Source organism: Pedobacter sp. Leaf176 (assembly GCF_001424305.1).
GTDB lineage: Bacteria > Bacteroidota > Bacteroidia > Sphingobacteriales > Sphingobacteriaceae > Pedobacter.
Genome location: NZ_LMPD01000004.1, coordinates 122,757 through 138,209, shown reverse-complemented (window position 1 = coordinate 138,209; position 15,453 = coordinate 122,757). Strand labels below are relative to the sequence as shown.

General features: G+C 36.7%; 13 protein-coding genes. 9 read left to right on the top strand and 4 right to left on the bottom strand.

The features are described 5' to 3' along the window. Positions 1-20 precede the first annotated feature (20 nt). The 3 genes from ASF92_RS13105 to dcd form a co-directional block, all read right to left on the bottom strand. Positions 21-2,708, bottom strand: a complete 2,688-nt coding sequence (locus ASF92_RS13105; RefSeq protein WP_231729814.1) for a carboxypeptidase-like regulatory domain-containing protein — start codon at positions 2,706-2,708, stop codon at positions 21-23. Positions 2,709-2,797: 89 nt separating this feature from the next. Beyond that, entirely contained in the window at positions 2,798-5,488 is a 2,691-nt protein-coding gene (locus ASF92_RS13100; protein ID WP_056093661.1) for a TonB-dependent receptor plug domain-containing protein, read from the bottom strand. Positions 5,489-5,566: 78 nt separating this feature from the next. Beyond that, the gene (gene dcd / locus ASF92_RS13095; RefSeq protein ID WP_056093658.1) at positions 5,567-6,103 is read right to left on the bottom strand and encodes a dCTP deaminase; all 537 of its coding nucleotides are present in this window, start codon (positions 6,101-6,103) and stop codon (positions 5,567-5,569) included. A 71-nt stretch (positions 6,104-6,174) separates the two neighbouring features. Between dcd and ASF92_RS13090 the strand changes: the two genes are divergently transcribed. Genes ASF92_RS13090 through ASF92_RS13080 form a run of 3 tightly spaced genes read left to right on the top strand, consistent with a single transcriptional unit; the run spans position 6,175 to position 8,349 of the window. After that, positions 6,175-6,822: a 4'-phosphopantetheinyl transferase superfamily protein gene (locus ASF92_RS13090; protein ID WP_056093654.1), complete on the top strand. Its 648-nt coding sequence runs from the start codon at positions 6,175-6,177 to the stop codon at positions 6,820-6,822. 12 nt (positions 6,823-6,834) lie between these two features. Further along, positions 6,835-7,590, top strand: a complete 756-nt coding sequence (gene lipB / locus ASF92_RS13085) for a lipoyl(octanoyl) transferase LipB (protein WP_082489559.1) — start codon at positions 6,835-6,837, stop codon at positions 7,588-7,590. Positions 7,591-7,623: 33 nt separating this feature from the next. Continuing rightward, positions 7,624-8,349 carry an SGNH/GDSL hydrolase family protein gene (locus ASF92_RS13080; protein WP_082489558.1) on the top strand — a complete coding sequence of 242 codons (726 nt, stop codon included), beginning with the start codon at positions 7,624-7,626 and terminating at the stop codon, positions 8,347-8,349. Between the two features lie 39 nt (positions 8,350-8,388). Here the strand turns inward: ASF92_RS13080 and ASF92_RS13075 are convergent, their stop codons facing one another. Then, complete coding sequence (locus ASF92_RS13075) at positions 8,389-9,132, bottom strand: RDD family protein (RefSeq protein WP_056093651.1); 744 nt, start codon at positions 9,130-9,132, stop codon at positions 8,389-8,391. A 129-nt stretch (positions 9,133-9,261) separates the two neighbouring features. On the opposite strand from ASF92_RS13075, the gene ASF92_RS13070 reads away from it, so the two are divergent. From ASF92_RS13070 to ASF92_RS13045, 6 genes are read left to right on the top strand one after another with little or no spacing between them, the layout of a single operon-like run. Continuing rightward, positions 9,262-10,212, top strand: a complete 951-nt coding sequence (locus ASF92_RS13070; protein ID WP_056093648.1) for a stage II sporulation protein M — start codon at positions 9,262-9,264, stop codon at positions 10,210-10,212. A 5-nt stretch (positions 10,213-10,217) separates the two neighbouring features. Then, entirely contained in the window at positions 10,218-11,102 is an 885-nt protein-coding gene (locus tag ASF92_RS13065; protein ID WP_056093645.1) for a hypothetical protein, read from the top strand. Positions 11,103-11,127: 25 nt separating this feature from the next. After that, positions 11,128-11,829 (top strand): DUF4129 domain-containing protein, encoded by a 702-nt coding sequence (locus ASF92_RS13060; protein WP_231729813.1) that lies wholly within the window; start codon positions 11,128-11,130, stop codon positions 11,827-11,829. Next, positions 11,826-13,025, top strand: a complete 1,200-nt coding sequence (locus tag ASF92_RS13055) for a DUF4350 domain-containing protein (protein ID WP_056093639.1) — start codon at positions 11,826-11,828, stop codon at positions 13,023-13,025. Before ASF92_RS13060 ends, ASF92_RS13055 begins: the two co-directional genes overlap by 4 nt. Further along, positions 13,000-13,983 (top strand): MoxR family ATPase, encoded by a 984-nt coding sequence (locus ASF92_RS13050; RefSeq protein WP_056093635.1) that lies wholly within the window; start codon positions 13,000-13,002, stop codon positions 13,981-13,983. The genes ASF92_RS13055 and ASF92_RS13050 overlap by 26 nt, the downstream gene beginning before the upstream one ends. Positions 13,984-14,039: 56 nt before the next feature. Then, positions 14,040-15,386: a DUF58 domain-containing protein gene (locus tag ASF92_RS13045; RefSeq protein WP_056093632.1), complete on the top strand. Its 1,347-nt coding sequence runs from the start codon at positions 14,040-14,042 to the stop codon at positions 15,384-15,386. Positions 15,387-15,453 lie beyond the last annotated feature (67 nt).

Sequence of the window (15,453 nt, the reverse complement as noted above, 5' to 3'; positions counted from 1 at the left end):
TCAAATTTATTTATTTTTTCCTATTTAACACTATAAGTGTAAACCTTTCTTGCCAATTGACCAGATAAATCAATGCCTTCTATTATCATTCTATAATCCCCGGCTTCATTAGCATTATAAAATTCGAATGTTCCGTTACCTTTATCATCAGTAATTATTTCAGGATTCCAATACACGGTACTTCTTGTATCATTTATGTCCAATTGGTCAGGATTGTCATATTTGGGCACATAAAATATTTTAGCGATAGAAATCCCTTTGGGATTTAGACTAAGCATGCCTTCAGCCTGATATTTATCGCTGACACCCTTTTTGGTTGTAATTACAAGTACGCCTCCACTAGCATCTAAGCCGTAAATCGTTGTCAGTGCAACCGTTTTTAAAAGCTCTATACTTTCAATATCTGCTGGCATTAATCCATCTAATACCGCAGGGTAGATACCGTCAATAACATATAGCATTGGCGTTGCTGATAGATTCACTGAACCGAATGCACCCCGTATTAAACTAGGCACCTCCTTTTTCGATATAACGCCAGGTATTTGACGCCAAACACAATCCCAGTTAACGCAATTTTTTATTTTATCGCCAGGCAATATATAATCTGCCATACCCGGACCATTATAATTTGAAGAGTTGGGTACCACATTCTTTTTGCCAGCTATATTTACTTCGTTTAATTTAATGCTTTTTTCCAATAAGCCTAGACGCCTCATTTCATCAAAATAGCTGTCGTTAGCCTTGATATAGGGCATAATAACGTCATTTACGTTCACTTCAACATCCGCAAGATTTTTACTGGTTGTGATAAGCTGGTTAGGGAATTGATCTAAAATGATATTCACATTTTTATCATTATTTTTTGTTCTTGCCTGCAGAACAAATTTGGTGCTGTCTTTAAATAACAAATTATCAAATCTAAAACGGCCATTTGCATCGGTAATGGTATCGAGTACAAAACCTTTCGATTCTTTTGCCATTAACATTACTTTGCCGCCGGCAACGGGTTTGCCTCTTTTAGTGATGGTTCCGCTTATGCTCAATGATTGCTCAGGTGAATAGGTAATTTTTGGCAAAACATTACTGGTTACATCTTTCCAAACAAATCGACTCCATCCTTGCGTTAGCATCAGGTTATCCAATTCTCTATTGGTTTTGGCGTCGTCCATAAGAAAATAATGATTTGGGTTTTCGACGTAACCTTTGAGATCTGAAGTAAGCAGAAAATTACTTAGGATGTTGCTTTCATTTTCCTCATCCGGTGTTACTTTAGATACATTTACCACCGATACAGAAAAGCTACCAATGGCTGGTTTTTGATCTGTTGAAGCATTAAAAGCGAAAACAGACCTGCTTTTCTTCTTAAGGGAAACAGAATCAGATTTAAGTTCAATATGAACCTGTCTGTTTGGGTTCTTGATAAAAATCATACGCTCAGCCACGGGTTGATTATCACCAGAAAACAATGTAAACTGAACAATACCAATCGGCAATTTATTTCTATCAATAGAACTTGTAAACAGCTGCTTTGTTAGCTTTGCCTGGGAAACATGGTAGATAATGCCGTTTTGCTGTGCAACAATTTTAAGTTCTTCACCATTTATAGCATCCTCAGTAGCAAATAATTTCACTTTAACTTGGTCGTTACTTACATTTTCAACCGATATTGCATACCCTTTTTTCCTAGCCTGAGGAAATTTGAATTCCTTTTCCGAGCCGTCTTTAAACTTAATAAGAGCATGATATATTTTACCTGGCTGCATGTTGGTTATAAAACTTCCCATGCCTAAATATTCAGTTTTAAAAGTTGTAATTACTTTGCCGCTATCATCCAAAATGGAACCCGTTACATCTTCGCCTTTACCATATGAATTAACTGCTTTTATAGCAATTTTTTGTGGTAAATCTTCTAACAATACGCCGCTTTCCGGCAAAAACTGAACGTCAACTTGATTGGAAGTTGAAAGTATTGGTATGGATTTTACGACCTTTATCTTGTCAGGAAGTTGTAAAGTGGCTAAAATTACACCCTGTTTATTGAACTGATTACCTGCAAAAAGTATTTTAGCATTGCCATTTAAATCTGTTTTGGCTTTTCCTCTTGTTTGAGTTTTATTATCAATCTGAATTTCATAACTGATATCATCCTCACGATACGGTAGTCCATTCTTATCTTCAAAATGTATGGTTGCTGCTATATTATTTACATTAGCTTCTTTGATAAATTGATAGCTGGTTTTGGTAAAGACCCTGTTAGAAATGCTGTTGCCCACTTTTATGGTCTTGTCATAGAAAAATTCTGTTCCAAAATTTCTCATATAATTGGTATAGGCGCGAATTCTATAGTTACCCTCTAAAAGACTATCGGCAATTTTAATGTTACCCCAGCTAACACCGTTCATCAGCGGCAGCTTTAATTGCCTGGTCAAGGAATCTTTTTCGTTAATCAATTCTACACACATGATTTTACTCATCAAAGAAAGGCCTTTAACGGTTGTATTTGTGGCATAGGCCTTAAACCAGATGTCATCACCGACAGCATAATAAGGCTTGTCTAAATGCAGGTATACTTTTTCGTGCGGGTTATTGGCTGCATAATCGGTAAGCTTTTTAAGCATTGCAGCGAAAGGATCGTCGTCGATTTTAAAAGCAAAGACGGTTGTAATTAAAATTAAGAATAAAACAAGGCGAGCAATTAGATTTTTCATAAGAGGTTAGATTTAAATGAATATGCCTCAAGTTAATAAAACAAGAGGCATATATCAGTTACTTCAAAAAAATCTGGTTATTATAATGATTATTTTACATCAAAAGTGAATATCTTTCTTGCTAAATGGCCTTCAGCATCTATTCCTTCTATTACCACGCGGTAAGTTCCAGCCTCATCCGCATTGTAAAAATCAAAATTCGCTTGGCCATTTTCGACAGCAACAACCTGTGGATTCCAATATATTGTACTTCGGTAATCTCCTTTGCTGCTGGTTGTTTGCGAATCATATTTTGGCGAATAAAACTCTCGGGAAACTGAAAATCCCTTTTGATTTACGACGACCACACCTGGCGCATAGTTATTATAAGATGCTGTACCACCTCCGCGTTTGGTTGTAATTACCAACACACCACCTGCTCCCCGGCTTCCGTAAATCGCAGTGTTACCAATCGATCTTAAAACTTCAATTGTCTCAATATCCTGGGCATTTAAATTATCTAAAAATTCAGGTTCAACTTGCATTCCATCCAAAATAACTGACATTGGCGTATTCGGACTTCGAGTGGAATAAGGAATGCCGGCTCTAAATATTACAAAGGGAATACGACCATTTAAACACTGGGAAAGTTGAACACAGTTAGATAAATCTTTATCCGTCAGAACATAATCCGCATTCCCCGCTCCGTTTAAGTTTGATGAATTTTTTATTGGATTTCTTTTTTCAGTTACAACCACCTCGTCAAGTTTGATGGTCCTTTCCAAAAGTCCTAGCCGCATCATTTCATTAAAATAATTATCGCTTTCTTTAATGTACTTCATTAAAACGTTGTTAACGTTTACTTCTATGTCTGCACTATTTTTATTTTTAGTTACGATCTGGTAAGGCACAACATCTATTTTGATTTCTACGAATTTTCTTTCTGCCTTTGTTCTTGCCTGAACCACAAATTTTGTACTATCATTGAATACAAGGTTATCGAAATTAAATTTCCCGTCAGCATTTGTTACGGTATCCATAACAAATAAACCACCTTTGGTAGACATTAGCATTACTTTACCGTTAGGAACAGGCTTTCCGCCTTTAGTAACTGTTCCACTGATTGATGTTGATTGTTCCGCCTTGTATGTCAATGTCGGTCCGACACCGCTAATGACATTTTTCCACAAAAATCTTCTCCAGCCTTGCGTTAACATCAGGTCATCAAGTTCGCGAGTAGTTTTTAAATCATTGTTCAGGAAATAATGGTTAGGTTTTTCGACATGCCCGGTTAAATCAGACGTCAACCATAAACTAGATAAAATGTTACTTTCATTATCTTCATCGGGCACTACTTTGGTTGCATTTGTTACTGAAACGGAAAAACTCCCAAGTACAGGTTTATTGTTATTTGATGCATCGAATGTAAAACTCGATTTTCCTTTTCTTGAGCCTGATGCGCCAGAAGCGTTTAATTTTACGTCTATTACATCTGCTTTATTTTTATTAAAAATCAATCGTTCAGCAACAGGCTGATTAGTCGACGAGAATAATGTAAATTGTATAATTCCGGATGGCAGTTTATTTCTGGGAATTGTGGCCGACAATACTTGTTTATCGATTTTTGCCTTAGAAACGTAATATACATTTCCAGCTTGCTGGGCAACAATCCGTAACTCATCGCCGTTAGTTAAGCTTGCACTTGCCATAAGCTTAACTACAACTTTACCTGTATCTAAATTATTTACGGCCAGCGCATAACCGCTTTTTTGAGCTATGGGAAGTTTAAAATCCTTTTCAGAACCATCTTTAAAATTGATTTTGGCAGTATAAGTCTTACCTGGTTGGGTATTTAATGTAAAGTTACCCATACCCAGATAAGTCGTTTCTATTTTCAAGACTTCTGCTCCGCTGTCATCAACAATTTTACCTGTAATATCTTCTCCATTTCCGGATCCGTTTACTGCTTTAATTGCAATTTTCTGAGGTAGTTCCTCTACAAATGTTCCGCCTTCAGGCAAAAACTGCACATCTACATCTTTGCTGGTTGAAGTAATGGGAATTGACTTTACAATTTTTTGTTTGTTATCCAGCGTAATGGTCGCCACAATCCTTCCTTTCTTGTTTACGAAAGATTGACTATTGGTAAAACGAATTACGGCATCACCATTTAAATTTGTTTTAGTTTTCCCTTTTGCTACAGTTTTAAAATCCAGTTGAGTTTCATAACTAACTTCATTTTCTTTGTAAGCTACACCATTTTTATCTTCAAAATGAATGGTTGCCGTTACGGTTTCTAAGTTATTTTCCGTGCTGAATTTATAGTCAGTAAAAGTAAAAACTTTGTTAGCCCAACTGTTTCCAATTTTTATCGTTTTATCAAAGAAGAAATCGGTACTGAAGTTTCGCATATAATTTGTATAGGCTCTGATTCTGTAATTTCCTTCACCTAATGAATCGGCTAGTTTAAAATCCCCCCACGTTATTCCGCCCATAACGGGCAGTTTAATTAACTTTTTTAACGAATCTTTTTCGTTGATTAATTCCACGTAAAGAATTTTGCTTATTTCGGAAGGTGCCTGTGTTTTATTATTTACTATGTAGGCCTTAAACCAGATATCATCACCAATGGCATAATATGGTTTATCCAAATGCAGATATACTTTTTCCTGTTGAAATTTGGTGGTATACTCGTCGAGTTTTTTAATGATTTGTGAAAAAGGATCGTCATCAATCCTGAAAGCTGCGAAACCTATGAGCACAGCCAGAAAACTTAGAGCAAGCGAAATTTTGATTTTCATTTGATGTGTGTAAATAAATATGCCTCAAGTTACAAAAACTGAGGCATATTTGTATGAAGATCAAATGAATTATTTAAGTTAGAATGTATTCTTCCACATCATACTTTCAACCGGTTTTGTTGTTTTATTATTGTATTTGGCATTCCCTTTTGTATTGTACATGGTCTCAATATTTCCCTCAACAACAAAGTATATTAACTGCCCTATTGGCATGCCGGCATAAATCTTTACCGGTTGCGCTACCGAAATTTCCAATGTCCAGGTATTGCAAAAGCCTACATCACCTTTCCCCGCAGTAGCGTGAATATCAATACCTAAACGTCCTGTACTGCTTTTACCTTCCAAAAAAGGAACATGCCTATGGGTTTCTGTGTATTCTAAAGTTACGCCTAAATATAACGTGCCTGGCTGAAGCACAAAACCATCTTTTGGAATTTCGAAATGATCAATTTCATTATGTTTCTTGGCATCGAGTACACGGTTTTTGTACGTCGCGAGGTATTTCCCTAAGTGGACGTCGTAGGAGTTTGTACCCAGACAAGTTCTGTCAAAGGGCTCGATTATAATTGTTCCCTTATCAATTTCCTCCAAAATCCTTTTATCTGATAATATCATTTTTATGCGTATTTTTGGCCTAAATTATCATTTATTTAAGATAATTTTGCATGCAAATCTCAATTTTATAAATGCCAGTAATTTATAATAAAAACATCGATGAGCATTCGGTTCTGGCAATTTGGAAGATTGAAGAAACTGAGGCTGAACTTCTTGCCGGCTTACAACTCAAGCAGCATGAGTGGGATATCATTACGTCATTTAATAACGGGAAAAGGTTGCTTCATTGGCTAAGTACAAGGCTTTTATTGAGAACCTTACTCAATACCGAAGAATATATAGACTGCCAGTTTGATGAAGATGGGAAGCCTTTTCTCACCAACTTCGATTACAAAATATCACTAAGTCATTCTTACGATTACGCCGCAGTTATGATTAGTAAAGATCATGCAGTTGGCGTAGATATCGAACTGATTAAACATAAAATAAAAAGTATTAAGCATAAGTTTTTAAATGATATCGAACTTGCTCAAAAGCAAATAGGCGATAATATCGAAGGTTTATATGTTTGCTGGTGCGCCAAGGAGGCCATTTATAAGTGGCACGGCAAAAAAGGACTTGAATTTAGGCAACATATTCACATTAAACCTTTCAAACTTAAAAATGAAGGAAGTTTAAATGCAATTGTTGAATTGCCATCAGGCACAAGAGCATTGACTGTGAACTACTTTAAGACCAAAGACGGCTACATGCTTGGTTACGTACAGGCACCGATATAAAAGACAAAACAGATGATCAACGATAGGCAGAGCGAAATTAACCAGGAGCATATTGCACCGGTTGTTGACGAAAAAAACGTCAGGACGCAATTTATTGACTGGGGTTTAACCGATTATCAGGAAGCCTGGGCCAGACAAGAAGATTTACTCAATAAAACTGTGGCCATTAAAACCGAAAACAGGCTTAACGGGACACGTTTTCCTACACCTAATTACTTGATTTTTAACGAGCACCCACACGTTTATACTTTAGGTAAAAGTGGTCATCCCGAAAATTTGCTATTGGATGAGCAAGGACTTAAGAATAAGCAGGCAAGCTATTATAAAATTAACAGGGGCGGTGATATTACCTATCATGGCCCGGGCCAAATTGTTGGCTACCCAATTTTAGATTTAGACAATTTTTTTACCGATATTCATTTATACCTCCGCACTTTAGAAGAAGCTGTAATGCTTACTTTAAAAGATTACGGAATAGAATCGGGCCGTTATCCTGGTTACACAGGGGTTTGGCTGGATGCAGACAACCAAAAAGCACGAAAAATTTGCGCGATGGGTGTTCGCTGCAGTCGCTGGGTAACCATGCATGGTTTTGCTTTCAATGTTAATGTAGATTTAGATTATTTTAAAAACATTATACCCTGCGGAATTGACGATAAAGCGGTAACTTCTTTAGAAAAAGAACTTGGCTTTAAGCCCGATATCGGAGAGGTTAAAGAAAAGCTTAAAAATCACATCGCCGCTTTATTTAAAATGGATTTGATTTAAAATCTACCCACAAGTTTTTTGCGTAAATCAGGTATGAAATTTTTATTCTGCATCGCTTTATTTTCTTTACTATCTTCGGGCTGCACTAAAGAGAAAAATATGCCTGATGCTGCTACAACTGATACAAATTCTGCCACTTCCAGTACCGGCGGAAGCTATACTTACCTTGCATTAGGCGATTCTTACACCATTGGCGCATCCGTTACGCAGGCAGAATCTTTCCCATACCAGCTTCAGGCTATTTTAAAAAAGAACGGACGTAATGTTGAAGATCCAAAAATTATTGCTGTTACCGGCTGGACTACCGACGAACTTCAGGGCGCTGTTACACAAGCAAAAATTACGCAGAAATTTGATTTCGTTACATTGTTAATTGGAGTTAATAATCAATATCGTGGCTACCCATTGGATACCTACAAAAAAGAATTTTCAGAATTACTGCAAACCGCAATCGGTTTCGCCGGAGGAAGAAAGGCCAGGGTTTTTGTTATTTCTATTCCCGATTGGGGTGTAACGCCCTTTGCCAAAAATTATTCGAAAAGTGCTCAAACCATTGCCTTGGAAATTGATGCCTTTAATGCCGCAGCAGAGCAAATTACAACTGGCGCAGGCGTAAGTTTTACCAACATAACACCAGATTCAAGAACTGCTGCAAATAATGTTTCATTAATTGCCAGCGATGGATTACACCCTAGTGGAAAAATGTATGCCAACTGGGTTAATGCAATTTCTCCGAAAATCATGGACGTTGTAAAATAATAATCAACAGTTTTCTCAAGAGGCTAAATTATATGAAAATCAAAGTGCCGAAGTGGCTGTTAGGTAGTTATAATCTTTCATAACTGTTTCTAAGAACTGCAGATCATTCATGCCTTCGGGAATTGCGGGCGTAATGTATTCTTTTATTTTCCCTGCCATCGAATAAATTAACTGCGGATTTCCTGTCTGATAAAAACCTGTTAACACTTCGTAAATTAACTCCACCGCACCATCGTTTAGATGAATGACTTCTTTAAAAACCGGCTGATAATCTTCGGGTAAATTAACGTTAAATGCAACGTTCTCGATTTGCGTTCTTGGAACTGTTTTGATGAGTGTAGTTCTGGCCAGCATATCACCAAGCCTTTGATGATTTTTAGACGAGGCAACACAAATTAATGCGACAACCCCCCAGCCGAAGAAAACACCGAAATCAACAATTCTAAATATCCACCTCATCAGGTATTGTCCAAAAGTCGGTTGCCCTCCATCTAAACTAATCACCTTAATCTTCATTATTTTCTTACCAAAGGTTTGCCCATCCATAAATATTTCGCAAACTAAATCATAGAACAGAAAAATAACGGCATAAAGCACAACTAAAACAATAATTAATGTTTCCGATCGACTAATCGATGCCACGAGCATCAGGATTACAGCAATGATATATAGCAGGATGAATCCGCCTAAATCAATTATCCTGGCTACAATTCTCTCGCCCAAACCAGCTACTTCATAATCAATATCTACATTTTGAGCCGTGCTAATTTTTATGGTTTCCATATTTCAAACTTAATTTTTTTTAGTCATAAACGAAGTGTGCCCAAAGCCAAAAATTTTCCCGCGAACTTTAAATGCTATCTTTTGTATCCAGTAAAAATTAACTATTTTAACCAAAGATTTGAGTAATAAATGAGAGAAGCCTTATTTGTAAAACAGAATACTGAAAAGTGGAAACGCTTTGATGAAATGCGCCTGTCAAATCCTGATGAACTTGCAGACCGGTTTATTGAAATAACTAACGATTTAGCTTACTCAAAAACTTTTTATCCAAACTCAAAAACTACTGCTTATCTAAATGGCTTAGCTTCAAAACTTCATCAATCGGTTTACAAAAACAAGAAAGAAAAATCGAATCGATTTGTCAATTTCTGGAAAATCGAATTGCCATTCCTTTTTTTCGAACACAGACGAAAGATTATCTACTCGCTTGCCTTTTTTTTAGTTTCATGTGCTATTGGAGCCGTCTCTGCTAAATATGACGATACTTTTATTCGTTTAATTTTAGGCGACGGCTACGTAAATATGACGAATGATAACATCTCCAAAGGCGACCCATTCGGTGTTTACAAACGTGAAAATCCCATTCTCATGTTTATTCAAATTGCAGGCAACAATATTTTTGTTTCATTTTACACATTTGTTTTAGGTATTCTATTCTCATTTGGCTCAGTCGTTTCATTGTTTAGGAATGGGATAATGCTGGGTTCATTTCAATATTTTTTCTTTAGCAAAGGCCTGGGCTTGCAATCGGTTTTAGTCATCTGGATCCATGGTACGCTCGAAATCTCCGCAATCGTATTGGCGGGCGCTGCCGGTTTAGTTTTAGGCAACAGCCTATTATTCCCGAAGACTTACACCAGAAAGGCTTCCGTTTTAAAAGGTGCAAAAAACGGGTTGAAAATAGTTTTAGGGCTATTACCAATTTTCATTGTCGCTGCTTTTTTAGAAAGTTTTATAACCCGCCATACAGAAATGCCTATGATTTTAAGCGGGCTCATCCTGCTCAGTTCGGCTGCATTTATTATTTGGTACGTATTTATTTATCCAATTAAAATTAACAGACAAAACCACTCATCTTAAACAAAATGCTTTTAAAAATAGAATTTAAAAAACGAAGGGATTTCGGTCAGATTATAAATGACACATTTACATTCATCCGCCAGAATTTTAAATCGCTGATGACCACATACCTTATATTTTGTGGACTTTTTGTTTTAGGTGGAATGCTTTCCATGCTTTTACAGCAATACAAAACGGTAAATATGTTTAACGGCACGGATATTAATTCAGGTGGAAGAAATATAAGCTTTACCGATCGCTTTGGTTTTGAATACATTCTCGCCATTCTGTTTTCGCTCGCTGGTTATGCAAGCACAGCGGTTGCAATTTTATCCTATATTGCAATATACATTCAAAAAGGAAATCAAACACCTACAACAGATGAAGTCTGGGCTTATTTTAAAAATTACTTTTTAAAGGTGTTTGGAAGTTCATTATTGCTATCTTTAATGATTGGTGTTGGTTTGCTATTCTGCTTGTTACCAGGCTTGTGGCTTATTCCATTTACTTCAGTTGTATTTCCGATAATGATAATGGAAAACGGAAGTTTCGGTTACTCGTTTAACAGAAGCTTTATGTTAATTAAGGATAATTTCTGGTTAACCTTTGGAACTCTGATTGTTGTTTATATTATAGTTTACGCCTGCATGACGGTTGTCGTGTTACCCACAACATTACTAAGTATGATAGGGCTTTTCTCACATAGTAGACCAGAAATGTCTTTAATGTTTACCATGCTCACCACCGTACTTCAATACCTTTGTCAGGCATTTACAATTATCCCGATGGTTACAGTTGCGTTAATTTACTTCAACCTTCTGGAAGAAAAAGAAAACATAGGATTGATGGAGCGTATTTCTAATTTCGGCAACACTGAAAAAGCAATTGATACCAGACCGGAAGAATATTAAAATGCCAAAATTTGTCTTTAAATTTTTGATTATTTTTTGCTTGCTTTTTGCAACAATAAACGGCCATGCAAAATATTTAAAGCCGCAACAAATAGAAACCGTTAAAATAGATAGCAGTAAAATAAGGCCAGCAAAATTTAATAGGGAAGCTCTGGAAACCTACGCTGAACAGAGAGAATTTCAATATGACGACGCTGCAACACGGGATTTGTCGCTTTGGGATCGATTTTGGATGCTATTCTGGAGGATGGTAAATGAGTTGTTTAGAGGCGCGGCTTCAAACCCCCTTTCAAAGTACTTCTTTATCGGGGCAGGCGTTGCTATTTTGCTCTATATTATTATTAAAATAATCGGATCAGAAAATATTTTCAGAAAAAAATCAAAAGAAACGATTCTCCCTTATGATGTTTTAAATGAGAATATCCATGAAATTGATTACGAGACTGAAATCCAAAAACTAATTGAGCAAGGAAAATACCGGCTTGCCGTAAGGCTTTTATATCTGCGGACTTTAAAAAAATTAAGCGATGCAGAATTCATTCAGTGGCAGCCGGAAAAAACCAATTACAACTATTTAACAGAAATATCAAAGCCTGAAATTAAAAACGAATTCGGCAATTTAACTCATCAGTTCAATTACATCTGGTATGGGGATTATCCTGTTGATGAACAGAAATTTGAGCCAATTAACCAATCCTTTAACCACTTTAATGCGCAGATTAGATGAAGGGATATAAGGTTTATTATGCTATCGGACTGGTATTAATACTGTTGTACCTCGTTGCTCAATTCAACAAGCCAAGCCCAACAGATTGGTCGCCGACTTATGCCAAGAAAGACAAAATACCTTACGGCACCTTCATTTTTTATAATAGAATAAAAGACATCCTACCAAGAGCAGATATCAAAACCTCTGCTACATCTATATATAATACCTTTAAAAATAAAGGCTATCAAAACAGCACCTACATTATTATTGCACCACAAATTAAAATAGAAAAGGCCGATATTGAACAGTTAAAAAAATACATTACTGCTGGAAATGATGTCTTTATTGCCAGCTACGATTTAGGAGCGATAGCAGAAAAAGATTTGAAACTTAAACGATCCGTTTCATTTTCGCCAAATGGAAGTTCCGTAAATTTTACCAATCCAAACTTGAAAACCGTTGTTAATTATGGATTTGAGAAAGGTATTGGAAATCAATATTTTAGTAAAATAGATACTGCTAAAGCAACAGTTTTAGGTATAGATGCAAATAACCATGTCAATTTTGTAAAATATAGCTTTGGAAAAGGCGCCCTTTATTTAATGGCCGGACCAGGATTTTACAGTAATTTCAATTTGCTTGATAAATATGGAGCTGAATATGCTGCAAAAACACTCAGCTATTTGCAAGGAACCAAAACCTTAATTTACGATGAATATTTCACCACACCTAAAACTGGACAAACAGATTTATTACGGGTTTTATTTAAACACCCTGAACTGAAATATGCTTATTACTTATGTATTTTCAGTTTACTACTTTTTGTTTTTTATGATATAAAACGCAGGCAAAGAGTTATTCCCATAGCCGACCCCTATACAAATACATCTGTCGAATTTGCACATGTTGTTGGTAGCGTATATTACTCTGAGCGAAATAACCTTGATATCGCCAAAAAGAAAATTAATTATTTAATGGAACACCTGCGTAGCCGCTACTACCTTAAAACAAATGACATTCAGCGTGATTTTGCAGAAACTTTACAGCTAAAAACAGGGATTAATGAAACGCTGGCCAAAACTTTAACCAGGTATTTTTTGCAAATACCAACTTTTACGGAATTTAGCGATGCAGAATTAATCGGCCTTAACAATATTATAGAACAGTTTTACAAAAATACTAAGCCTAATGGAGCAGGAACAACAACAATTTAACCCGCGAACAGATTTAAGTGCACTAAACGAAGCCGTAACCCACATTCGAAGTGCACTGGGCAACATTATCATTGGCCAAAAACAGGTTGTCGATTTTTTGATTGTAGGCTTGCTCGCCGATGGTCATATTTTAATTGAAGGTGTGCCCGGTGTTGCTAAAACCCTAAGTGCAAAATTGTTGGCAAAATCAATCGACGCACAATTTTCTAGGGTACAGTTTACGCCCGATTTAATGCCTTCTGATGTATTGGGAACACCCATTTTCAACACGAAAACAGGGGATTTTGAGTTTAGACGAGGTCCGATATTTGGCAACATTATTCTAGTTGATGAAATTAATAGGGCACCCGCAAAAACACAATCGGCTTTGTTCGAAGTGATGGAAGAAAGACAGGTTACCATTGACGGAACAACCTACCAAATGGACGAACCCTTTATGGTTTTAGCCACTCAAAATCCGATTGAGCAGGAGGGAACTTATCGTTTACCTGAAGCGCAATTAGATAGGTTTTTGTTTAAAATAGAGATTAAATACCCTTCACTTGAAGAAGAAACAGCAATCCTAATGGCGCAACATGCTTTGGTAAATAAAACGCTATTGGCAGAGGTTAAACCAGTTTTATCGGTGGCACAAATTCAGGCTGCACGTGGCATTATCCGCAACCTGTTTGTTGAACCGAAACTGCTGGAATTCATTGCAAAGATTGTTAATGAAACCCGTAATAATCCATCTCTTTATTTAGGTGCATCGCCGAGGGCATCGCTTGCAATTGTACACAGTGCAAAAGCCCTGGCTGCCATTCAAAATCGCGACTTTGTAACGCCTGATGACATTATTACTGTGGCCATTCCGGTGCTGGCGCATCGGATCTTACTATCTCCAGAAAAGGAAATGGAAGGCATAACGACTACCGATATCGTAAATCAAATTATTAAAAGACTCGAAATACCCAGGTAGATCTGTTTTCAATTATCAATTTTCAGTTACCAGTTAGTACTAAATAAGTTTAACATTTGAAAAAGATTTTTCAGCAGTATTGCACAAACCTTTTTTTATCCGATCGCCTGTTTGGTGCATTGGCTTTTTGCGTACTACTTTTTATTTTGAAGTTCTTTTTCAGGTGGCTTGGCGAAATACCTGAAATCGCTACAGGGCTGGTATTTTCTTTATTATTTTTAGATATTTTCATTTTATACCGAAACAAAAATGGGGTTGAAGTTCATCGTTTAACTTCCAAAAGGCTAAGTAACGGCGATGAAAATCCAATTCAAATTGAAGTTAAAAATCGTTATGGATTCGCGATTGATTTAAGGGTTATCGATGAAGTGCCATTTCAGTTTCAACTCCGCGATAAAGATTTCAGATTGAGCCTCAAAGCCGGTGATGTAAAATCGATCCACTACAATTTACGCCCTACAAAACGCGGTGAATACGATTTTGGTTTTATTCGGGTTTATACAGCCTCTTCTATCGGCATGGTAAAAAGGCGATACAATTTCGATGGAGCCAAAATCCTTGCCGTTTATCCTTCATTCATAAATTTAGGCCAGTATGAGCTTATGGCTGTTTCCAATCATTTAACAGAATTCGGAGTTAAGAAGATTAGAAAAGTTGGTCAAAGTTCTGAATTCGATCAAATCAAAAATTATGTAGGTGGTGATGATATTCGAACGATTAATTGGAAAGCCACGGCCAGAAAAGGAGGCTTAATGGTGAACACATATACCGATGAGCGCTCGCAAAACGTGTATTGTGTAATCGATAAATCCCGTACCATGCGTATGCCTTTTGAGGGTCTAAGTTTATTGGATTACGCCATAAACGCAAGTGTCGCCCTGTCAAAAGTTGCGATGCTTAAACAAGATAAAGCCGGATTGATTACCCTATCTGAAACAATTGGCACTGTGGTTCCCGCGGAGCGGAAAGCAGCTCAACTTGGTCATATCATACAGGTTTTATATAAAGAGAAAACGCGTTACCTGGAAAGCAATATGGAAGCGCTATATTCTACCATTCGTTCTGTAATTAAACAACGAAGTCTGGTCGTTTTCTTCACCAATTTTGAAAGCTTATCTGCCCTGCAAAGGCAAATACCCTATCTAAAAAGAATTTCAAAATACCATTTGTTGCTGGTTGTATTTTTCGAAAATACGGAACTGAAAATCTTAAGCAGCGAGCCTGCAAAAGATCTAGAAGGCATTTACCATAAAACCATTGCAGAGAAATTTATTTATGAGAAAAAGCTAATGACACTCGAGTTAAATAAACACGGAATCCTTTCCATTTTAACGCCGCCACAGAAACTAACTGTAAATGTGGTCAACCGTTATCTGGCCCTCAAAGCCCAACAAAGAATTTAGTTCAATTTTTAACTGGCGTTATGCTTTCTAAATTGGCAATTGTAAACTGGGAACCGAGTCCTAGGTC